Consider the following 18,953-nt stretch of genomic DNA (forward strand, 5'->3'; position numbering starts at 1 on the left):
CCCGCGGCGCGGGTACCACATCGCTGCGCGATGTGCAAGCGAACACCCGCGCTTCGCGCGGGTGTTGCGCTCCCGCTTCGCGGGAGCGCTGGCGGGACGCTGCGCGTCCCGCTCACCAGGCCTGCTTCGCAGGCCTGGTGACGCTCCGTCCGCTGCGCTCCCGGAGCTCCGGGGCTTCGCCCCGCTGGCCCTGGGCTTCGCTTCGCTCCGCCCAGGGCCGGCGGGTCCGCTGCGCTCCCCCGCCTCAAGGGCCCTTCCGGCTCCGCCTCCAGGGCCCAGAGGCCCGCTGGCGCGGGCCTAGCTGGCTACGAGGAGCGGGGGTCCGTGCCTGTGCCGAGCTCCAGTGGGGTGGCTGCATTATCTGATGCAGCATGTAGGATTGGTGAAAACAGGGCATACGCTAGGGCGGGGGAAATGGCGATCGATACAGATATTCCAGCGGGGCTTACCCGTAGGGCGAGGACCTTCATCCGGTCTCATGGGTACTGGAGCGGTCGCTGTGACGTGGAGCAGTACAGGGTTCGGTGGATGACGCATGGTGTCCCTGCGGACCAGGTTGATCGGGTGGCTGCCTTCGAGGCGGTCTGGGGTGGTCTGGTCCTTCCTCCTTCTTCTCACTATGACGGAGGGCCGCGGACGCTCAGTGGGGATGTGCCCGAGGGGCCGGACCCTGACTGGCACTTTGAAGCCGGCATGCAGCGTACGGCTCTTCCCTACTCGTTCATGATTGGCCCGAACGGGGAGTTCGGTCTTCACGCCGGGAAGTGGGTGCCGTTGCATGCCAGTGTGGAGGGGTGGGTGGAAGCCCTGGCTCTGGCGGACCACGCCCGCAACTGGGCTCGCACGACCACGACGCTGAGAGGTGCTGCCGTGGACGAGGTCGTGCTCGATGGGTTCGAGACGGTGCCGGAGGTTGCCGGCCTTGCGGACACCTGGTGGCGCGGTGCCGACTCGCTGGTCGCCGTCTACCGCGGCGAAGCCGAAGTCATGGACGCACCTCAATGCCTCACCGCCACCATCTATGCCGGACTCGACGAATGGGGGCTTAGGGGCCTCGGTCCCACGGGTTGAGGCCGGGAATATCCCCGCTACCCGAGTCTCCATCCCGGAAAGGGAACCAAAAAGTGCAGGGAATCTCGCTCAGGGAACATCAGGTCGCCCAAAAGTCGGCCTTCCGAAAGTGGGTGGGATTCCCTGCAAGATCATCTGTTCCCGCTCAGGGGGCCCGGGGCACGATCGTGTCCGCGACCGGATCAGGGAAGACGATCACCGCCGCCGCGTGCGCGCTGGAGTCGTTCGCGAACGGCCGGATCCTTGTGATGGTGCCGACTCTGGACCTGCTCGCGCAGACCGCCCAGGCGTGGCGCTTGGTGGGCCACACCGCGCCGATGGTCGCGGTGTGCTCGCTGGAGAACGACTCGGTGCTGGGTTCGCTCGGGGTACGCACCACCACCAACCCCATCCAGCTCGCCCTGTGGGCCAGGCCCGGGCCGGTGGTCGTGTTCGCCACGTACGCCTCGCTGGTGGACCGCGAGGACCCGGAGGGCCCCACGCTTCGGCGGAAGGTTCGCGGGCCGCTGGAGGCCGCTCTGGCGGGCGGGGAGCGGCTCTACGGCCAGCGCATGGACGGCTTCGACCTGGCAATCGTGGATGAGGCACACGGTACTGCTGGTGATCTTGGTCGGCCGTGGGCGGCGATCCACGACAACCAGCGGATTCCGGCGGGCTTCCGGCTCTACCTGACCGCGACCCCGCGCATCCTCGCCGCCCCCCAGCCGCGAAGGGGCACGGAGGGCCAAGAGGCGGAGATTGCGAGCATGGCCGATGACCCGGAGGGCGCGTACGGGGCGTGGCTGGCCGAGCTCGGTCTGAGTGAGGCGATCGAGCGCGGGATCCTCGCGGGTTTCGAGATCGACGTGCTGGAGATCCGCGACCCCTCCCCCGTCCTCGGGGAGTCGGAGGAGGCGCGGCGGGGCCGGCGCCTGGCGCTGTTGCAGACGGCGCTTCTGGAGCACGCCGCCGCTTGGAATCTGCGCACCGTCATGACGTTTCACCAGAAGGTGGAGGAGGCAGCCGCGTTCGCGGAGAAGCTGCCGGAGACGGCGGCCGAGCTGTACGTGAACGACGCCTCAAATGAGGACCTGGTGGCTGCGGGCAAGCTCCCGGCGTCGTCGATCGACGCGGCCTTCTACGAACTCGAGGCTGGCCGCCACGTACCCCCAGACCGGGTCTGGTCGGCGTGGCTGTGCGGCGACCACCTCGTATCCGAGCGGCGCGAGGTCCTGCGGCAGTTCGCGGGCGGCATCGACGCCGCGGGCCGCCGGGTCCACCGGGCGTTCCTCGCCAGCTGCCGCGTTCTCGGCGAAGGCGTCGACATCACCGGCGAGCGAGGTGTCGAGGCGATCTGCTTCGCCGACACCCGCGGCTCGCAGGTCGAGATCGTGCAGAACATCGGCCGGGCGCTTCGCCTCAACAAGGACGGCACCGCCAAGGTCGCCAGGATCATCGTGCCGGTCTTCTTGGAGCCGCACGAGGACCCGACTGACATGGTCGCCTCGGCCAGCTACAAGCCGCTCGTGGCCGTCCTCCAGGGCCTGCGATCGCATGATGAACGCCTGGTCGAGCAGCTCGCCTCCCGCGCGCTCATGAGCGGGAAGCGCAAGGTCCACCTCCGGCGTGACGAGGACGGGCGGATCGTCGGCACCGGCCTCGGCGGTGCGGGCGACGGCGAGGACCAGGAGCACGACGACGGCGCCGACGGCGCCGAGTCGGCGCTGCTGCACTTCTCCAGCCCGCGGGATACGGCGACGATCGCGGCGTTCCTGCGTACCCGGGTCTATCGGCCGGAGTCGCTGGTGTGGCTGGAGGGCTACCAGGCCCTGCTCCGCTGGCGGAAGGAGAACGAGATCACCGGCCTGCATGCCGTCCCGTATGACGTCGAGGTCGAGGTCGGCGTCACGAAGGCGTTCCCGCTTGGCCGCTGGGTGCATCAGCAGAGGAAGGCCCTGCGCGCGGGTGAGCTGGAAGAGCGGCGCAAGACCCTGCTCGACCTGCCGGAGGCCGCCATGGTGTGGGAGCCCGGTGAGGAGGCGTGGGAGAACAAGCTCGCCGCGCTGCGCTCCTACCGGCGAGCCACGGGGCACCTCGCCCCGCGTCAGGACGCGATGTGGGGCGAGAGCGGGACCGAGGGCCTGGTGCCGGTCGGGCAGCACATGGCCAACCTCCGCCGCAAAGGCGGCCTGGGGAAGGACCCCGAGCGGGCCGCCGCACGCGCGCAACAGCTGACCGCGATCGACGAGGACTGGAACTGCCCATGGCCACTGGACTGGCAGCGGCACTACCGCGTCCTCGCTGACCTCGCCGCCGACGAACCCGGCGGCGTCCTGCCCGACATCGAACCGGGCGTCACCTTCGACGGCGACGACCTGGGCAAGTGGCTGAAGCGGCAGAAGAACCCGGGCACCTGGACGCAGCTCCTCCCCGAGCAGCAAAAGCGGCTGATCACGCTCGGCGTCCAGCCCGCCCAGGCCCCGCCACCCGCCCCCGCGGCCGCGCGTGCGCCGAAGGGCCCGAGCAAGGCGCAGCAGGCGTTCCAGCGGGGCCTGACGGCCCTCACGCAGTGGATCGAGCGGGAAGGCGCGGGGCGGCCCGTACCCCGCGGCCACGGCGAGCCAATTGCGATCGACGGTGAGACGGAACCGGTGATCGTGAAGCTCGGCGTATGGGTCTCCAACACGAAATCCAGGAGAGACCGGCTCACGACGGAACAGCGCGACGCCCTCGCGAAGCTAGGCGTGGCCTGGGCGTGACTACCGGCCGTCCCAGCGGCCGGGCACCCAGCCACGAGTCCGGATAGGTCGCAGGTCCCAGCAGTGGACCGTTGGCCACACTCCCTTCGTCGGTCTCGTGCTTTCGCTCAGGGGCTCTTTCCGCCACGGCGAGGAGTAGGTTTCCGCCATGGATAGGGGAGACGCGCCTGGGTGGGTGGGAGCAGGTCTGGGGCTGGCGGCCTTCGGAGTCAGCCTCCTGTCGCTGCGGTACAGCAGGCGCTCCGCGAACGCGGCCAGTGAAGCGGTGCTGGAGGCCCGCCGATCGGCCACCGCGGCAGAGCCAGTCGGTCACTGAGGCGCGTCGTTCTGGAACGGCGGCCGAGCGCTCGGCGGCTGTGGCGGAGGAGTCACTGGCGGATCAGGGTCGCGAGGCGGAGGAACGCCGCGCCGCTGAGGCCGAAGCGAATCGACCCCGGGCCAGGCTGCGCATTGAGTACCGTACGCGGGCGGTCTGGGAGCTAATCAACTACGGCGATGCAGACGCCGACAACATTCGGTGCCTCGATGGCCTTGGCGCTCGGGATGAGTGGCCAGTTGGCCTCAGAGTCCAGGCAGGGCACGTCTATGAGTTCATGATGGTCGGCTCCATGGGGGCGTCCATCCCCTCGGTGCTGCGTGTGACATGGGACGGGCAGGACGATCCAGTGCCGCTCCGAGTCCCGCCACGCGTAGGTTCATAGTCTCCGGGACCACGCCGAGTCCGGCCCAGGCTTGCCCACCGCTCAGCGCGTCTCCGGGCGGTGGGCAAGCCGCCGTCCGGGGCGGCTTGCCCAGGCGTTGGGCTTGCCCGCGACTATCGGCGTCGCACGTTCCGAACACGCTGCGGCTCCTGATCTCCGGAGGGTCGGCCGCCAGCGCGCGGGCAGCGGTCTCCTTCCGTACTCTGTGGGTGCTCTCGCACCTTCGCCGCTTCCCCCGGCCTCGAGGCGAGGGCTAGGGCCGCTTCCTGACAGCTGTCCCGGTGATTTTTCCGTCCGTCCCGCCGGCCGGTTCCCGGCCGGGTCGGTCGCCTGCACGCCGACGCCCACGGACGTCTGGTCCGTGGGCGTCGGTGGGTGCGAGCGGTCAGCTCTCCAGCATGGCCTGGAAGTCGCTGAGCGTCGGCTCGGCGCCTCGGCGGCGAACCGCTGCCGTCGTCTCGTCCCCTTCGAAGGGAAATATGCGGTCCGCTGAGCTGCCAGTGGCGGCAGGACCGGTATGTCGTCCTCGACGGCGGCTCGCGGACGGTGGTCGAGCAGTGGGCGCAGACGCTCCGGCGGCCACTGGTGGACTGGTTCACGGGCGCCGTTCCCCGCCGTCTACGCGGCCGCCTTTGAACGGTACGAGTACCGCGACCCAGGCACTCACGACAGCCTCGTCGTCACAATCGTCCGGGACGGCGTGAGCTCATGTCCTGGACGGGCCCGCGCGTCATCGAGCCCTGGGAGGAGTACCAGCGCGAGCAGCGGAGCTTCACCGGACGCAAGGCCTCGGAGGGCTCCGTGTCGGAAGGCGCACTCGCCGCGAGGAGCTCGCTGGTACACGCCTACTACAGCCAGGGGGGCAGCGCTCCCTTCGGGCCGGAGCTCTGGCTTGCGTGGGTTGTCGTACCCTTTGTGACCTGTGAGGCCACGGGGGGAGGGAGCCACGCATGATTCGCGTGGTCGTTGTCGATGACGAGCCGCTGGTCCGTTCCGGTCTGCGGGCGATCCTGGGTTCCGCCACGGACGTCGGTGTGGTGGCCGACTGCGGGGGAGCGGAGGCGGTCGCGACGGTCGAGAGGTGCCGCCCCGAGGTGGTGCTGCTCGACATCCGCATGCCCGACGTGGACGGCCTGACCGTACTGACACGCCTCGCTGCCATGACACCGCCACCAGCGGTCGCGATGCTGACGACGTTCGACGCGGGTGAGTATGTCGACCGGGCCCTGCGGGCGGGGGCGGCGGGTTTCCTGATGAAGAACGCCTCGCCCGAGCAACTGGTGCACGCGGTGCGGGTGCTTGCCGAGGGGGGCAGGATACTCGCGCCCGAGGCTGCGGGCCCCGTCATCGGGGGGTATCTGGCGTCGGCCCCGGCGGATGACGCGGCACGGCTGGTGGGGGCCCTGACCGAGCGGGAGCGGCATGTGCTCGTCCTGGTCGGCCGAGGCTTGTCCAATCGGGAGATCGCCTTGCGGCTACATCTGGCACATGGCACCGTCAAGGATCACGTCAGTGCGCTGCTGACGAAGCTGGGCGGTGTGAACCGGGTCCAGGCGGCCGTCGTCGCCGAACGCGCGGGGATGCTCGACCCGCTCGGTACCGCGCCCCGGCGGTGAGGGGGACGTGACGGCATACGCGCAGGGGCAGGCGCCGCGCCCGGGGCGGGAGCATGGCGCGTCCGCCGGCCGTTCTCGGGCCACCGCCCTTTACAGCGCGGTCACCGGGCGACTGCGGCGCCTCGGTCCGGCCACCCTGCCGGTCGGTGTCGCCGCCGTAGACGGACTGGCCGTCAACAGCCCCGGCGACGGGCTGGGACTGTGGCTCGCGCTCGCCGCCGCAGCCGCTCTCGTACTGCGCCACCGCTTGCCCGAGGTGGCTTTGGCCGTCGGACTCCCGGGGTTCTACCTCGGGCATCTGGCCTTCGCGCCGTTGATCGCCCTGTACTGCCTGGCTGCCGAACGCCGGGGCGCGGTCGGGGGAGCTGTCGGCGCGGTGCTGGTGGCGCTGTCGCAGTTCCTCCCGTACCCGCCCGGTGACCTGATTCTGCTGCGCCTCGACCAGGAGACACTGCTGACCTTTCTCGATTCGTGCGCGCTCGGCGCCGGGGCATTCGTCCTGGGCCGGTCGACCCGGCTGCGGCGTGACCGGCTGCGCGAGGTGGCGGAGAGCCGGGAACGCGAGCACCGGCGGCTGACGGAGCGCGCTCTGGCCGCCGAACGGGCCCGGCTGGCACGGGAGATGCACGATGTCGTCGCCCACAAGGTCAGCCTGATCAGCCTGCAGGCGGGGGTGCTTCAGGTCACCGACCCGGACGGGTCCGAGATCCGGGAGACCGCGGGACTCATCCGCGAGTTGTCGGTCACGACGCTGACTGAACTCCAGTATCTAGTGGGGGTGTTGCGGGCAGGAGACGGCACGGGCGGGGAACTCGCCCCGCAGCCCCGCGTGAGCGACCTGCACGCGCTGGTCGACGGTAGCGCCCTGCGGGTCGGGCTCCGTGTCGAAGCCGTACCGGCGGGCCTGCCCGAGGCCGTCGAACGCGCCGTCTACCGCACGGTCCAGGAGGCGCTCACCAACATCCGCAAGCATGCTCCCGGAGCCGACGCCGACGTACGCCTGTGGTCCGACGCCGAGACGCTGCACGTGGAGGTGCGCAACGCCGCGGCCGACCGGGGGGCCACTCCCCTCGGGCTGCCTGACGGCGGGCACGGCCTGATCGGCCTGCGGGAACGGGCGCAGCTGCTCGGCGGCACGTTCGGCGCTGGCCCGCTCCCCGGTGGAGGGTTCCTGGTCCGCGCCGGGTTCCCCGTCCGTCCGCGCCATGCCACGGGACACGTGCCCGCGGCGGCCACGTCGGACGGGGACCCTTGCCGGTCGGCCGCACGGCGTCGAAGCTAGCCGCGGGGCTCGACCGGGCCGAGGAGTTCGGCCGGGAGGGCGGCTCGGGCGCCGATGACCTCGATGCCGAGCAGATGCCCCGACGCGTCGAAGTCGAGGCTCAGATCCGCCTTGCCGCCCGGCGCCTCGACGGTGACCTGCCGGACGGCGGCTCCGTCCGCGATGTGCGCGGCGAGGGAGACGTACGCGATGTCGTTCTCTTGGTCGTACTCGATGTGCATGATTCTGCTCCCCGGTTTCTCGGATCAGTTGCGGCCGACGGAGACTACGTTCCCGTTGTTGTTGACCACGACCCAGATCTTCCCGCTCGTGTACTTCCAGGTGCCGGCCGTCTTGCCCCTGGACTTCTTCCCGTGCTTCACGGCGTTCGCGACCATCTGCTGGCTGATGCTCCGCTGCGCCATCCGCTGCGCGGCGTGCCTGGAGACGCTCTTGATGCCGGTGGTCAGCAGCACGCGCCCGGCAACGATGGCGAGCGGGATGAACCACGCTGGGTCGGCCACCACCGGGTAGGCGGTGTTCGGCCCGGTGCGGACCGTCTGCACCAGGGCGCCGCCCTCGATGCGGTAGTCGGTAGGCACCGCTTCGCCGTTGGCGTCCTTCGCCCACGGCGTGTCGAAGGTCCCCAGGTACTCCTCGCCCTGGCTGACCAGGATGCTGCCGTCCTCCAGCTGCTCGGTCACCGCGTCGGCGGGCAGGCCGAGCGGGAAGCGGTACTCGGTGGGGGCGTCCGCGTCCCGGAGCGTGATCAGCGTGCGCACGCCGTCCCGGTTGGGCTGGACGGCGAGGTCGAAGTCGTCGTCCGCGTCCGGGTACACCACGGTGCCGTTGGCCCCGGCCGCGGCGGGGGCGGCGGTGGCGCCGGGCAGACCGAGCCGGACGACGTCGTCACCGTAGGCGGACTCCACCGAGCCGGACGCGATGGCGGGCACGATGATGCGGGCGGCCTGCGCGTCCGCGGGCACCTCGGCGCGGGTGGCACCGTCACTCAGCATGGTCCCCGCGACGAGGTCGGCGGTGCCGGTGACGCGCTCCACCGTCTCCACCGCCTGTGCGACGCGGTCGGGGGACGGGGTGCGGGTGTCCGCCTGGGCGAGCGCGGTCGTCATCAGTACGGATCCGGCGGTACATCCCGCCACGAATATCCGGGCCATCGTCCGGTGGCGTCGGGGCGATCGGTTCATGGTGCGAGGCATGTGCGTCCTTGCTGACGGCCCGAAACGGGCATGTGGTGAACAACTCCGCCTGCCAGCCTGGCGATCGGCGCGCGTCACGGCTATCCGCCCCTCGGCGTGAACCACCCCCGCTGATCGGCGGGGGTGTCGAGGCGTGCGTGCACCGGCGCATACAGGCGTGAGGTCGTACCGGCGGAGTTCACGCAGGATCGACGCAGCGGCCGGCTGCCACTGCTCGTCACTCGCACTGCCTGGATAGGGACGGGAGATGAGGTCGTTGGGGTGGCAGTCAGCGCGGAAGCGATGCGGTTGATCAGCCCGGCCCGGTCCAGTTCGATCCGGCCCCGCTCCACCTTCGACGCCCAGCCTGGGACTTGCAGATCGCCTCACCCACTTCGGTCTGGGCCATGCCGAGACCGAGCCGACGCCGTTTGATCCGGCGGCTGATGGCCTCCTGTTCCTCCAGCTCGTACGCCATAGACCGAACGGTACCGGCGGCCGGACACCCGCGTGAGTCCCCTGCCGCTGCCCACACCCCGCGACACAACCCCGGCAGCCCGGCGCAGGACCGATGGGGACGGCAGCATCGACCACCACCTGGACGACCCGGCCGGCGACGACAGCCCCGCCCCCCTCACTGTTGGGGCGTCTTGCCCGGCGCGTGGTCAGATGAGTCCGGCTCCGATTTTGGTCAGCATCTGGCCGAGGAGGTGGAGAGCTCGTTCCCGGGTCGGCACTCCGCGTGCTGTGCCCGCCCAGTAGGTGTCGGTGAATTTCTCGGTCACCGAGAGGATCCGGCTGTCGTCTTGGGCGGCCAGCAGGAGAACGAACCGCACGTAGTCACCGATGTCGGTGCCTTGGGGATGCTGGTTCATGAAGGGGTGCAGGCGCGCTGTCAGGGCGGCCTGCGTGCGCTCCGTAGGGAAGAGGACGGCGAGGCCGGCAAGGGCGAGGCGGACTGCGGGGCATTCGGCGGGCCAGCGGGCCAGCAGATCAGGGGCGTGCAACTGGACTGCGTTGCGGGCCCGGGCCTCGCTGTCGGCATCGGCAGGTTGCGAGGTGGCCGGCCAGGTCTCGGCGAGGTGGCGCTCGGCGACGGTGGCGGCGCGAAACAACAGGCCAACGGCTTCGAACCGCTGTCGGGCGGGAACCCGGTCGTCAACCGCCAGGGCCGCGAGCAGGACGAGACCGGCGGCGGTGCAGGGCTGGCAGGTGTCCTGGTGGAGAATCTCGTTGTAGAACTCGCCGAGGAAGGACCGGTCGTCCCAGTCGGGGTCGATCTCCGAGTTGAACAGCACCGCCGCTTGGAGCGGCATGCGGTCCGGCAGGCGATCAGCGATGACGTCCCGGAAGAGCTGCCGGATCGGTGGACCACAAGCGATCGCGTCGTGCTGGGGCTGCTCGGGGGCAGCGCGGGTGTCCATGACCAGCGCAGCCTACTGGAGCGTCTCAGGCTGACGGCCCGGCGCCCGCAGGACGGCCGGCCACCGCCGCTCCCCGGGCCCGGCGGGCGTCGGGCAACGCGTTCGCGCAAGGGTTCACCGCGCGGCCCAGTACGCGCAGCGGGAAGGGCGGGCAGGCGTCCCGCGGTCCATTCGAGGACCTGACGGACGGACCGGTCAGGCTCGCCGCGTGGATTGCGAATACCCATTCCAGGCGGGCGGGACTGACCGAGGAGCAGCGGCAACTTGGTGGCGCTCGGCATCGACTGGGCATGATCACACGACACGTTTCGTTCCCCGCCGACCGCGGCCGCGCTGAGGGCCGTTGGGCGATCTGAGGCAGCGAACGGGCCCTGCCGGCGTGAAGCCGGCAGGGCCCGTTTTCGCTGCCTCGGGGGGACCGCATCGAAGGCGAGCGTGCGGGCCCGCTTCGTTCTGCACAACGAGCCTCCCCCACGGACGGACACGCAGCCGCAGCCCCTGAGGATCAGGCTGAGGCGACCTCGCCGGCCGCCGCTTCCAGGGTCCGCACGTTCGTGAGCCCGCTCCAACGCTCTTGCGGAGGGTGCTGCCCGAGTGCGGGCCTCCACCTGTCACTCCTCGCCAGAGAAGCGCTCCCACGCAGACTGACGAGTGATGCCGAAGGTCTCGCCGATCCGCGTCCAGGTCACTCCACGTCGCCGCAGTTCCTGAACCCACATGCGCAGCTCGGCCTCGGCTCGATCGATGTGCGCGGCGACGCGAGGGAGATGGTGCAAAATCTCTTTGTCCGTCATGGAGTTCCAGGCGTGGAGGCCCTGCGCGCGAGGCTCCCCGAGCGCATCGGCAACGATCCGGTCCGCCAGCGCCACGCACTCGTCGCAGATATAGACGCCGGGCCCCGAGACCAGCTTGCCGACCTCGGAACTCGGCTTGCCGCAGAAGGAACAGTGCGCGGGTTCCCCGGACTGTGCAGTGACTGCCACGACGACCCTCCTCAGTTGTCAGGGGAACCCTGACAGGGTTCTCCGGTCAGACTAGTCGGCCACCGCCGCGCTCCGGTGCCGGCCGCCCCTCCACCATCAGCACGGTGCAGCGCCCCGGAAGGCATTGCCTGTTGCGGTGGTGAAGCGGCAACTTCCCCACCTCGACATCAAGCCGCCATGGTGCCGCCGAGCGCCGGGTTGCCCTGCGTACGCGTCTGACCAGCGGCATGTGCATAAACGGCGGGCCGGGGGGAGGGTTGGGGTAGTCGGATGACATCCGGCTCTGCTGTCGGCGACCTTCCTTCCTGCCGACCGTGCTCGCCTCGACGCCGGACAGTGTCTGGAGATCCGGCGGAGGACAACGGGAGCGCGCGATGTGGAGGGCTCCTCCCCCCCCATCACAGGATCGAGGCGTATCACCGTGGCGCTCGACCGACCCATGCCAGACGCCCACCGGCCGCGACACCTCCTCTTCCACGGCTCCCCGGCCTGGCAGGCCGGCCACGGGCACGTCGCTACGCCCCCACCGGCTCCCCCGTCACCGCCGTCCTGCACCTCAGCGGTGAACTCGCCGCCGACACCATCAGTTGCCTGCGCGAAGCCATCGCCGCCGTGCACTCCTCACGCCTCGAACGCCTTCTCCTCGACCTGACCCGCATCGAGTTCGCCGGCTTCGCCCTCATCCACGTTCTGGAAGAGGCCAATCGCCTTAGCGGCCGGCTCATCCTGATAGGCCCCCTGCCCCGGCCGTCCGCCGCGTCCTCGACCTCACCCGCACCCACGACCGTTTCCACATCGTCCTCGACCAGAACGACACCTGATTCCACACACGGTCGCCCCGCCGACCCCGCCGCCCCAGCGGTTACCAGCAGGTCATCGGCGGCATTCTGGAGAAGATCAGCGGCTGGGGCACCCAGGAGATCGCCGCCGGCCGGCTACGCGACCTCCCCCCTCGTGCAGCAGATGACCCGGGCCCGTCTTCAGCTACTTCCTGCTCAGCCCGGTGCACGAGCAGATCACCCCCGCTGGTCTCTCCGACCCCGAGGAGGCCATCGAGACCTTCACCCACACCTTCCTCAGAGAGCCGCAGCCCTGCCACCGGCCCAGGCGTGAGACCCGCCCTTGCCGCCCGACCGGCTCGGGCGCAGCGGGCGGGCAGGCCCCGTCCCGGCAGGCAGGCGCGGCCGGCGCCTCGCCCAGGACGTGGCCTGGTCGCGGGTGCGGTTCCGGTCGCGCGGCCGTACGGTCACGAAGACCGCGAGGGGGAGGGCGATCAGGACGACGGCCCTGGAAGGGTTCCGACACGAGCCGGGGGGGCCTCCCCGCGCCGGCCGGCCGCCACAGCCTCCAGCACGACGAACGGCCCGCACCTTCATCCGGTGCGGGCCGTTCGGCCACCCTCGGGCCCGCCGGAGGGGGGAGTCCGGCAGAGCCCTGCATATCCCGAGCGGTCCCATGCGCTCACCGCCCCCCTGCCCCCGATCACGCCGCCCACACCCTGACCATGCGAACGAGGTGCGGGGCGGTGTTCCCGCTCTCGTATGGGCCCGCCGGTCAGCGGGCGGCGACCAAGGCCTCGTACATGGGCGACGTGCCGTCGCTGACGAAGACACGGATCGCGGCCAGGTATTCGTCCCGGCCGACACGGCCGTCGCCGTCGGTGTCCAGCGCGTCGAACGCTGTCGCGGCGTCGTCGGCCGGGTTGCCCAGGACCTCACGCAGCCGGGCGAATTCCGCCCGGACCAAGGTGCCGTCACCATCGGTGTCGGCGAGATCGAACAGGGAGCCAAGCGCCTCACGGCAGACGTCGTCGAACGTCTGGGCGCCGGCCCAGGCCGCATACTCCCCGAACGTCACCTTCCCATCACCGTCGGCGTCCATGGCGGAGTAGACACGCTCGTGCAAAGAGCGCGCCACGGCGACCAGGGGGTCGTGCGCGTCACGGCCGAGTCCCGCTGCCGCACGGTCCGGACGGGCAAGGTACTCCTCGCGGGAGATCACTCCGTCACCGTCCACATCGAGCATGCGAAAGACACGCTCCCGCGCCACCATGATGTCCACAAAGGGCTCCTGCAGTTCTTCCGACTGGATCGGACACCAGTCACGCCCCCATTCCAGCCCGCCCGCGCGCATCCCAGCACCGCCGCCCGGGTGAAGCGGCAGCGGCCTGAGGCCGTCCCGTGGCACGGATGACCGGATGCGGTGGACTCCTGACTCGCAAGAAGTTCGAGCGGCAGCAGGCGGCGGTGCTCAGCCTTGCGGCTCCTGCGGCTTGACGTCGAGCTCGCGCAGATTTCGGTCCTTGAGCTCGGTGCGGGTCTCCGTGCGGTGGCCATGGGCGATGTAGTCCCGCACGATCGCTTCAACCGCGTCCTGGGGCGAGCCGATCCCAGCCAGGACCATGACTTCCACTACAAGTTCGGCGTCGAGACTGATATTGACCTTGGCCATCCTGTCCCCCTCATCGCGTCACACGCGCACTGTAGCTGCCTCCAGGTCCACAGCGTGCGCTGAAGATCCGATCCTTGCAGAGGGCCCGAGCGGCATGGCCTTGCTGTGACCCCCCTAGGGGTTGTCGTCAAATGTCACGCCCACATCAGGAGTGAGGCGAGGGTGACGGCTGCTTCGTAAGACTGGGCGGTTTTGTCGTAGCGGGTGGCGATGCCGCGCCACTGCTTGAGGCCGTTGAAGCACCGTTCCACGACGTTACGGTGCTTGTATGCCTCGCGGTCGAAGGCCGGCGGGCGGCCTCCGCGGCTGCCTCGCCGAGCCCTGTTGCCGACCTGGTCGGCCCGCTCGGGAATCGTGTGCGGTATGCCACGACGGCGGAGCCAGGCGCGGATGGCCTTCGAGCTGTAGCCCTTGTCGCCCAGAACGTGATCGGGCCGGGCGACGCGGCTGGTAGGGACGACCACTTGGCTGCCCCCGTGCAAGTGCGCCCGCTGCACGTGGGCTCAGAGGCTCTTGCGCATGAGAGTGCACATCGTCTCGTGGCGACGGATCGACCCGTCCGGCCCTTCCTCGTCCCAGGCTTCCGGCTCGCGGCCGTAGACGACGTAGCCGAGGCGCTCGTACAGAGCGCGCGCCCGGAGGTTGTCCTCCTCCACAGCGAGTTCGGCCCTGCGCAGCCCGCGGCGCCGGATCCGCTGTTCGGCAGCGCGGACGAGCAGCGTTCCCAAGCCGCAGGACTGCAGCGCCGGCAGCACGGCAAGCTGCCACAGCGTTCCGGAGCCCTTGGAGAGCTGGTAGTCGATGCCGCCGATCGCCACCGGCAGATCCGCAGGAGTGCATACCGCCAGGTAGTCCACCTCTCCTGCCGCAGCGCGCGCCAGCTCCCGCTCCACGTGGCGTAGGTGGGTGGCCGAGCCGGACCAGGTGCACGCCGGCACATCCTGGAGCAGCAGATCGCGCACCGTGACCGGCAGGGTGACGGTGGCGTGGGTGTAGTCGTCTTCGGTGATCACGCTCTGAAGCATGCGACCACGGCGATGACACGACAACGGATTACCTCCGGCCGGGGCCGTACGTCGGTGCCGGCTGAGCTTGCTGCCGTGCCTCCCGAAACCAGGCCCGTTCCAGGCGGGCAGAGCTGACCGAGGAGCGGCGGCAGCAGCTGGGGGCGCTGGGCGTCGACGGGGCCTGATCGAGGGTCGGGGTTCGGGTGCGGTCAGGCTGGCCAACAGGTCCCCCTCGTGATCGACATACGTGTCAGCACCGAAGGTGACGGACCGTCCGGGCCAGCCACCACGGTGCACAACCAGCTGTGGAACGGGGGGGACAGGCGGGAGGACCAAGCCGCGCACCGTGCCGTGGATCCGACGTCACCTGCCGCCCAACTCGCCCTGCAGTTCCACGCCGACTTCGCCGGTGAGGCAGGCGTGGCACATGCATCGGTCCGGGTGCGGGCAATGCGGCGCGATCTCGGCGCGGTACTGGCGTGCGTACCGTTCCAGCGTCGCGGAGACGTCCGCTGCGCGGTCCGCGTCGAGGCCGCCTTCGCGTCCTGTCTCACGTAGCCGCTCCAAGACGCGTGGGGTATGGACGAGTTTCGGCCGGAAGCCGTAGAGATGGCGGGTCGCCGTATCGATGACGATCCACCGGCTGGTGTGCCGCTCGCGCCCCATTACCGTGACCCGCTCACCACCCGGACCCCAGTACACATCGGCCACGTAGACCTTCGCCCCGCCCTTGAAGAACTTCGTCCCCGGGTGCAATTCCTGGCCGCCGACTCCGCACCGACGCCAGGCCACAACGTTCGCTGCCACTAACCAGACCGGCTCCTGCTGAGGGACATCCGCCTCGGTCACTCGCCCCGCCTACCTCGCCGACGTACTGCCTGATCCGAAGTAGCAAGGGTAGTCCGGATGGTCACAACCGCCCCGTGGGGCCTTGTCATCAGCGGGTCCAGTCCCCTGAGCACAGCGGCAATCTCGCGCACCCCGGCGCGTCCCCCTTGGTGACCTGCTCGACCAAGTCGCCGGTCTCGTCGCCCTGATGTCCGGAGGCGTTGAGGTAGGCGGCGGCGACGCGCGGTTACCACCGCGGGCAGCTCATCCCCCTCACGGTCGTCACCGTGCTGCTCACCGCCGCCTTGTGCGACCGGGCCACCCCATATCCCTGGGCCTGGGGGCTTCAGTTGCCTGGTCGATCGGGGAGCTCATCCATCGCAGCCGTCAGCGGCTTCACGCCTCTATGGGCCTACGCCGCCTGCTCCGTGCGCTGGCTGCCCGCGGAGGTCTTGCTGCCTCATGACGCTGCGGGCGTGCGTCCGCCCGCGGCCTTCACCGCGGTGAGCGGGGCGTCTTCGATCAGCCGTTCCAGGCGCTGCCGCAGATGCCACCGGCCGGCACGTCACCAGCGCTGTCCCGCCCGGCGACGACCACGCCGCTCAGTGCACCGATCCTGATATCCGGTCCGCGCCTGGGAATCGGAGCGGCTCCTTCTACCGCCCCGCCGCCGTTTGCGCCCTCGCATCCTCGTCGTCGGCCAGCGGTGTGGCGCCCGGTGGCGGTTGGTGGCGTGTGCGCGAGGCATGCAGTGCCAGAAAGACGGCGGCGGCCAAGCCCACCAGCGCGATGCCCGCGCCGGACAGGCGCAGCGCCCCGACGGCGCCGAGGCCGGCCACCAGCGGCCCGCCGAGTGCTGTCCCCAGGGGCACCGACAGGACCCGGACGGCGGAGTTCGCCGCGAGGGCCTGCGGCAGTAGCGCGCCGGGCGCCGAGCGCTGGAAGAGGGTGGTCGACAGCGACGCGTACGGCGGCCAGAGCAGCCCGGCCACGCCGAAGCAGGCGACCGACACGGCCGTCGGGGCGCCCAGCCCCAGAGGAAGCATCAGCGCACCGAAGCCGACGACGATGCCGACCGTCGTGGGCCACAGCCGCCACCTGCTGAGGAAGCCGGTGAGCACCGACCCCACGACCGCGCCGATGCCGAAGGCCGTGTAGAACGCCGCCAGCACACCGGCCGAGGCGCCCAGGTCGTCCGACACGTGCAGGGGGAGCGCCACGTACACCGGACCGAAGAGGAAGAAGAACGCGAAGCTCAGGGTGAGGAGGCCGGCGAGCGCGGGGACGTTTCGGATCACCGCGAGGCCGGCGGCCCGCGAGGCCGTGTCGTCTTCGGGCTTCGGGACGGCGTCCTTGGGGACGGCGACGAGGAAGGTGGCCGCCAGGACGAGGAAGGTGACCGCGTCCACGGCCAGCACCGTCGCAGGGCCCCCGAGCGCGATCAACAGCGTGGCCAGCGGAGGCCCGGCCACGGTGGCGATCGACCCCACGCCGGACAGCACGGCGTTTCCTGCCAGGTGATCGCGCTCCGGCAGCACTCTGGCGATCAGCGTGTAGACACCGGCCTGGCCCCAGGAATGGAGAACGGAGGAGAGCGCCAGCAACGTGACGTACCCCTGGATGCCGAGGACTCCGCAGGTGTACAGGATCGGGATGGCCCCCAGCGCGCCCGCACGCAGCGCCGCGTCCCAGCCGGCGAGCCGGGCGGGATGGCGGTGGCGCAGGAAACGGCCGAGCAGCAACGCGCCCACCGCCCCTGACAGGGTGTAGGCGGCCGCCGCCAGCGCCACCCATACGCCGCGGTTCGCAGGGGGTGCCAGCTCGATCGCCAGCCAGCTCACCGCCACCACGGCCATGCCGTCGCCGAGCGAGGAGACGGCGAACCCGGGAAGGATCCGCCGCAGCGTCGGGTGCTGGACCACCGGCCGGTACGGCGAAGGGCGCATCACACGACTCAGGTCCAGGCCCACAGGCTGCTCCCCCACATCAACGTTGCACCGACGCCACGACCCTGCCCCGGAAAACGGGCCGGTGAGACAGGTCTTCTCTTTCGGCATAAGCGTTCCGCCCGACGCGAACGGCGCCTGGAGGAAGGGGCGTTACCTTCAAAATCCCATCCCGTGCCGCCCCGGCTTCATGCTGACGGGGGCGCCCTGACTGCTCGGCCGATGCGCCCGCCGCCGCCCGTGCTGCTGCCGGCCTTCGTCCTGGTCACCGCCAACGGCTCCTACGGCACGGCCGAGGTCGCCTCCCGCGGCGAGGCCCGCGCGGTCGACCAGCTCGTCGAGGCCGCCGAGTACGCGCCCGAGGCGCAGCGGACCGCGATCCAGGCCGACGCCGTCTGCTACGCCCGCGCCGTGCGCGCCCAGGAATGGCCGGCCATGGCCCGTGATGGCCCTCGGGATCTGCATCCCCCGCCGCAACAACCGGGGGCAGCTCATCACCCTCACCGTCATCACCGCCCTGCTGACCACCACGCTGTGCATCATCCGCGATGTCGACCGCCCCTTCGGCGGCATCATCGACGTGAAGCCCACCTCCATCACCGAAGCCGAGCGCCAGGCCACCCGCGGCTTCCTCGCCCACCACAGCGCCGCCGACCTGCCCTGCGACAACCGGGGCAGCCGCCGCACCGCCTGATGTGCCGTCAGTACGGCCCGGGGAGGCGGCTCGGCCGCCGGCGGACAGCAACACGCGCGGGGGAAGCGGAGGCGGCCGCTTCCCGCGGCAGCCCGGCACCGTTGGGGCGCCGGAGCTCACTCCGGCCGTGTGGGCATGGCACATCGGAATGGCCGGTGTGCGGGTGGGCTGGTTCTCGCGCGGCTCCGGGCTCCTGTGCTCGGGGCCGTGCCGCGCCACTCGAGCGGTGGCCGGTCCTCCTCGTCGAGCCGGCCCGCGGCACGGCCTGGCGATGGAGGGCATCGGCTTCGGTCCTGGGCCGCCGGGCCGTTGTCGCCGCCTTCGGAGGGTGCAGCCGTCGGGTCGGCCGGTCAGCGGGTGCGCTGGTCGCGGGTGTGGTTGCGGTCGCGCAGCCGTACGGTCACGTAGACCACGAGGGCGAGGGCGATCAGGACCAGGACGGCCTTGGAAAGGAACCCGACGTAGGTCCCCACCACATCCCACTGGTCCCCCAGCCAGTAACCGGTCAGGATCAGGGCCGCGTTCCAGATCAGGCTGCCGAGCGTGGTCAGCGTGAGGAACAGGGGCAGAGGCATCCGCTCGACCCCGGCGGGGACGGAGATGAGGCTGCGGAAGACGGGCACCATGCGGCCGAAGAAGACCGCCTTGGTGCCGTGCTTGGCGAACCACTTCTCCGTCCGTTCCAGGTCCGTGGTCTTCACCAGCGGCAGCTTGGCCCAGATGGCGCGCATGCGTTCGCGTCCGAAGAGCATGCCGATCCAGTAGAGGGTCACCGCTCCCACGACCGAGCCGAGCGTGGTCCAGAACAGGGCTGAGGCCAGCGAGAGCACGCCCTGTGCGGCGGCGAATCCGGTCAGCGGCAGGATCACCTCGCTCGGCAGGGGCGGGAAGAGATTCTCCAGCGCGATGGCCAGGCCGGCTCCGGGACCGCCAAGGGCGTCGATGAGATCGGCTGCCCAGCGCGCGGGGCCGTCCGCGGGCTGCTGCGCGGCCAAGGGCGTGAGGTGCATATGAGTCTCCAAGCTGGCGGGTCGGTC

The 18,953-nt window shown here is 70.6% G+C and carries 15 protein-coding genes and 3 pseudogenes; 6 read left to right on the forward strand and 12 right to left on the reverse strand.

Features of this window, described 5'->3' with window-relative positions; translation table 11 throughout:
* The first annotated feature begins 564 nt into the window (after nucleotides 1-564).
* The 4 genes from ACZ6RC_RS27810 (at nucleotide 565) to ACZ6RC_RS27825 (ending at nucleotide 7,408) form a co-directional block, all read left to right on the forward strand.
* Complete coding sequence (locus ACZ6RC_RS27810) at nucleotides 565-1,071, forward strand: hypothetical protein (RefSeq protein ID WP_469588151.1); 507 nt, start codon at nucleotides 565-567, stop codon at nucleotides 1,069-1,071.
* Nucleotides 1,072-1,124: 53 nt separating this feature from the next.
* Nucleotides 1,125-3,809 (forward strand): helicase associated domain-containing protein, encoded by a 2,685-nt coding sequence (locus ACZ6RC_RS27815; RefSeq protein ID WP_469588154.1) that lies wholly within the window; start codon nucleotides 1,125-1,127, stop codon nucleotides 3,807-3,809.
* 1,651 nt (nucleotides 3,810-5,460) lie between these two features.
* Nucleotides 5,461-6,126: a response regulator gene (locus tag ACZ6RC_RS27820; RefSeq protein ID WP_469588157.1), complete on the forward strand. Its 666-nt coding sequence runs from the start codon at nucleotides 5,461-5,463 to the stop codon at nucleotides 6,124-6,126.
* Nucleotides 6,127-6,133: 7 nt separating this feature from the next.
* Nucleotides 6,134-7,408, forward strand: coding sequence for a sensor histidine kinase (locus tag ACZ6RC_RS27825; RefSeq protein WP_469588160.1), 1,275 nt, complete (start codon nucleotides 6,134-6,136; stop codon nucleotides 7,406-7,408).
* On the opposite strand, the gene ACZ6RC_RS27830 is transcribed toward ACZ6RC_RS27825, so the two are convergent.
* The 11 genes and pseudogenes from ACZ6RC_RS27830 to ACZ6RC_RS27880 all read right to left on the reverse strand — a co-directional run bounded on the left by ACZ6RC_RS27830 (nucleotide 7,405) and on the right by ACZ6RC_RS27880 (nucleotide 17,222).
* Complete coding sequence (locus ACZ6RC_RS27830; RefSeq protein WP_469588163.1) at nucleotides 7,405-7,629, reverse strand: DUF2283 domain-containing protein; 225 nt, start codon at nucleotides 7,627-7,629, stop codon at nucleotides 7,405-7,407. The genes ACZ6RC_RS27825 and ACZ6RC_RS27830 overlap by 4 nt on opposite strands.
* Before the next feature lie 24 nt (nucleotides 7,630-7,653).
* Entirely contained in the window at nucleotides 7,654-8,517 is an 864-nt protein-coding gene (locus ACZ6RC_RS27835; RefSeq protein ID WP_469588891.1) for a DUF4258 domain-containing protein, read from the reverse strand.
* A gap of 213 nt (nucleotides 8,518-8,730) precedes the next feature.
* Nucleotides 8,731-9,061, reverse strand: a pseudogene (locus ACZ6RC_RS27840) (helix-turn-helix domain-containing protein); the annotation flags it as partial.
* A gap of 187 nt (nucleotides 9,062-9,248) precedes the next feature.
* Nucleotides 9,249-10,007 carry a hypothetical protein gene (locus tag ACZ6RC_RS27845; protein ID WP_469588165.1) on the reverse strand — a complete coding sequence of 253 codons (759 nt, stop codon included), beginning with the start codon at nucleotides 10,005-10,007 and terminating at the stop codon, nucleotides 9,249-9,251.
* A gap of 611 nt (nucleotides 10,008-10,618) precedes the next feature.
* Nucleotides 10,619-10,990 (reverse strand): ClpX C4-type zinc finger protein, encoded by a 372-nt coding sequence (locus ACZ6RC_RS27850; RefSeq protein ID WP_469588168.1) that lies wholly within the window; start codon nucleotides 10,988-10,990, stop codon nucleotides 10,619-10,621.
* Between the two features lie 1,554 nt (nucleotides 10,991-12,544).
* Nucleotides 12,545-13,042: an EF-hand domain-containing protein gene (locus ACZ6RC_RS27855; RefSeq protein ID WP_469588846.1), complete on the reverse strand. Its 498-nt coding sequence runs from the start codon at nucleotides 13,040-13,042 to the stop codon at nucleotides 12,545-12,547.
* Nucleotides 13,043-13,240: 198 nt separating this feature from the next.
* Entirely contained in the window at nucleotides 13,241-13,441 is a 201-nt protein-coding gene (locus tag ACZ6RC_RS27860; RefSeq protein ID WP_469588171.1) for a DUF2191 domain-containing protein, read from the reverse strand.
* A 134-nt stretch (nucleotides 13,442-13,575) separates the two neighbouring features.
* Nucleotides 13,576-13,878, reverse strand: a pseudogene (locus ACZ6RC_RS27865) (transposase); the annotation flags it as partial.
* A gap of 66 nt (nucleotides 13,879-13,944) precedes the next feature.
* Nucleotides 13,945-14,466: a GNAT family N-acetyltransferase gene (locus ACZ6RC_RS27870; protein WP_469588174.1), complete on the reverse strand. Its 522-nt coding sequence runs from the start codon at nucleotides 14,464-14,466 to the stop codon at nucleotides 13,945-13,947.
* 345 nt (nucleotides 14,467-14,811) lie between these two features.
* The gene (locus ACZ6RC_RS27875) at nucleotides 14,812-15,297 is read right to left on the reverse strand and encodes a hypothetical protein (protein ID WP_469588176.1); all 486 of its coding nucleotides are present in this window, start codon (nucleotides 15,295-15,297) and stop codon (nucleotides 14,812-14,814) included.
* Nucleotides 15,298-15,932: 635 nt separating this feature from the next.
* Nucleotides 15,933-17,222: an MFS transporter gene (locus ACZ6RC_RS27880; protein ID WP_469588180.1), complete on the reverse strand. Its 1,290-nt coding sequence runs from the start codon at nucleotides 17,220-17,222 to the stop codon at nucleotides 15,933-15,935.
* Nucleotides 17,223-17,444: 222 nt separating this feature from the next.
* Between ACZ6RC_RS27880 and ACZ6RC_RS27885 the strand changes: the two are divergent.
* Both ACZ6RC_RS27885 and ACZ6RC_RS27890 read left to right on the forward strand, forming a co-directional pair.
* A pseudogene (locus ACZ6RC_RS27885) lies at nucleotides 17,445-17,618 on the forward strand (hypothetical protein); the annotation flags it as partial.
* 49 nt (nucleotides 17,619-17,667) lie between these two features.
* Nucleotides 17,668-17,916, forward strand: a complete 249-nt coding sequence (locus tag ACZ6RC_RS27890) for a hypothetical protein (RefSeq protein ID WP_469588183.1) — start codon at nucleotides 17,668-17,670, stop codon at nucleotides 17,914-17,916.
* 350 nt (nucleotides 17,917-18,266) lie between these two features.
* On the opposite strand, the gene ACZ6RC_RS27895 is transcribed toward ACZ6RC_RS27890, so the two are convergent.
* A complete protein-coding gene (locus ACZ6RC_RS27895; protein WP_469588186.1) occupies nucleotides 18,267-18,926 on the reverse strand; it encodes a DedA family protein in 660 nt (219 codons plus the stop codon).
* Between the last annotated feature and the right edge of the window lie 27 nt (nucleotides 18,927-18,953).

Source organism: Streptomyces sp. NPDC048353 (assembly GCF_055587165.1).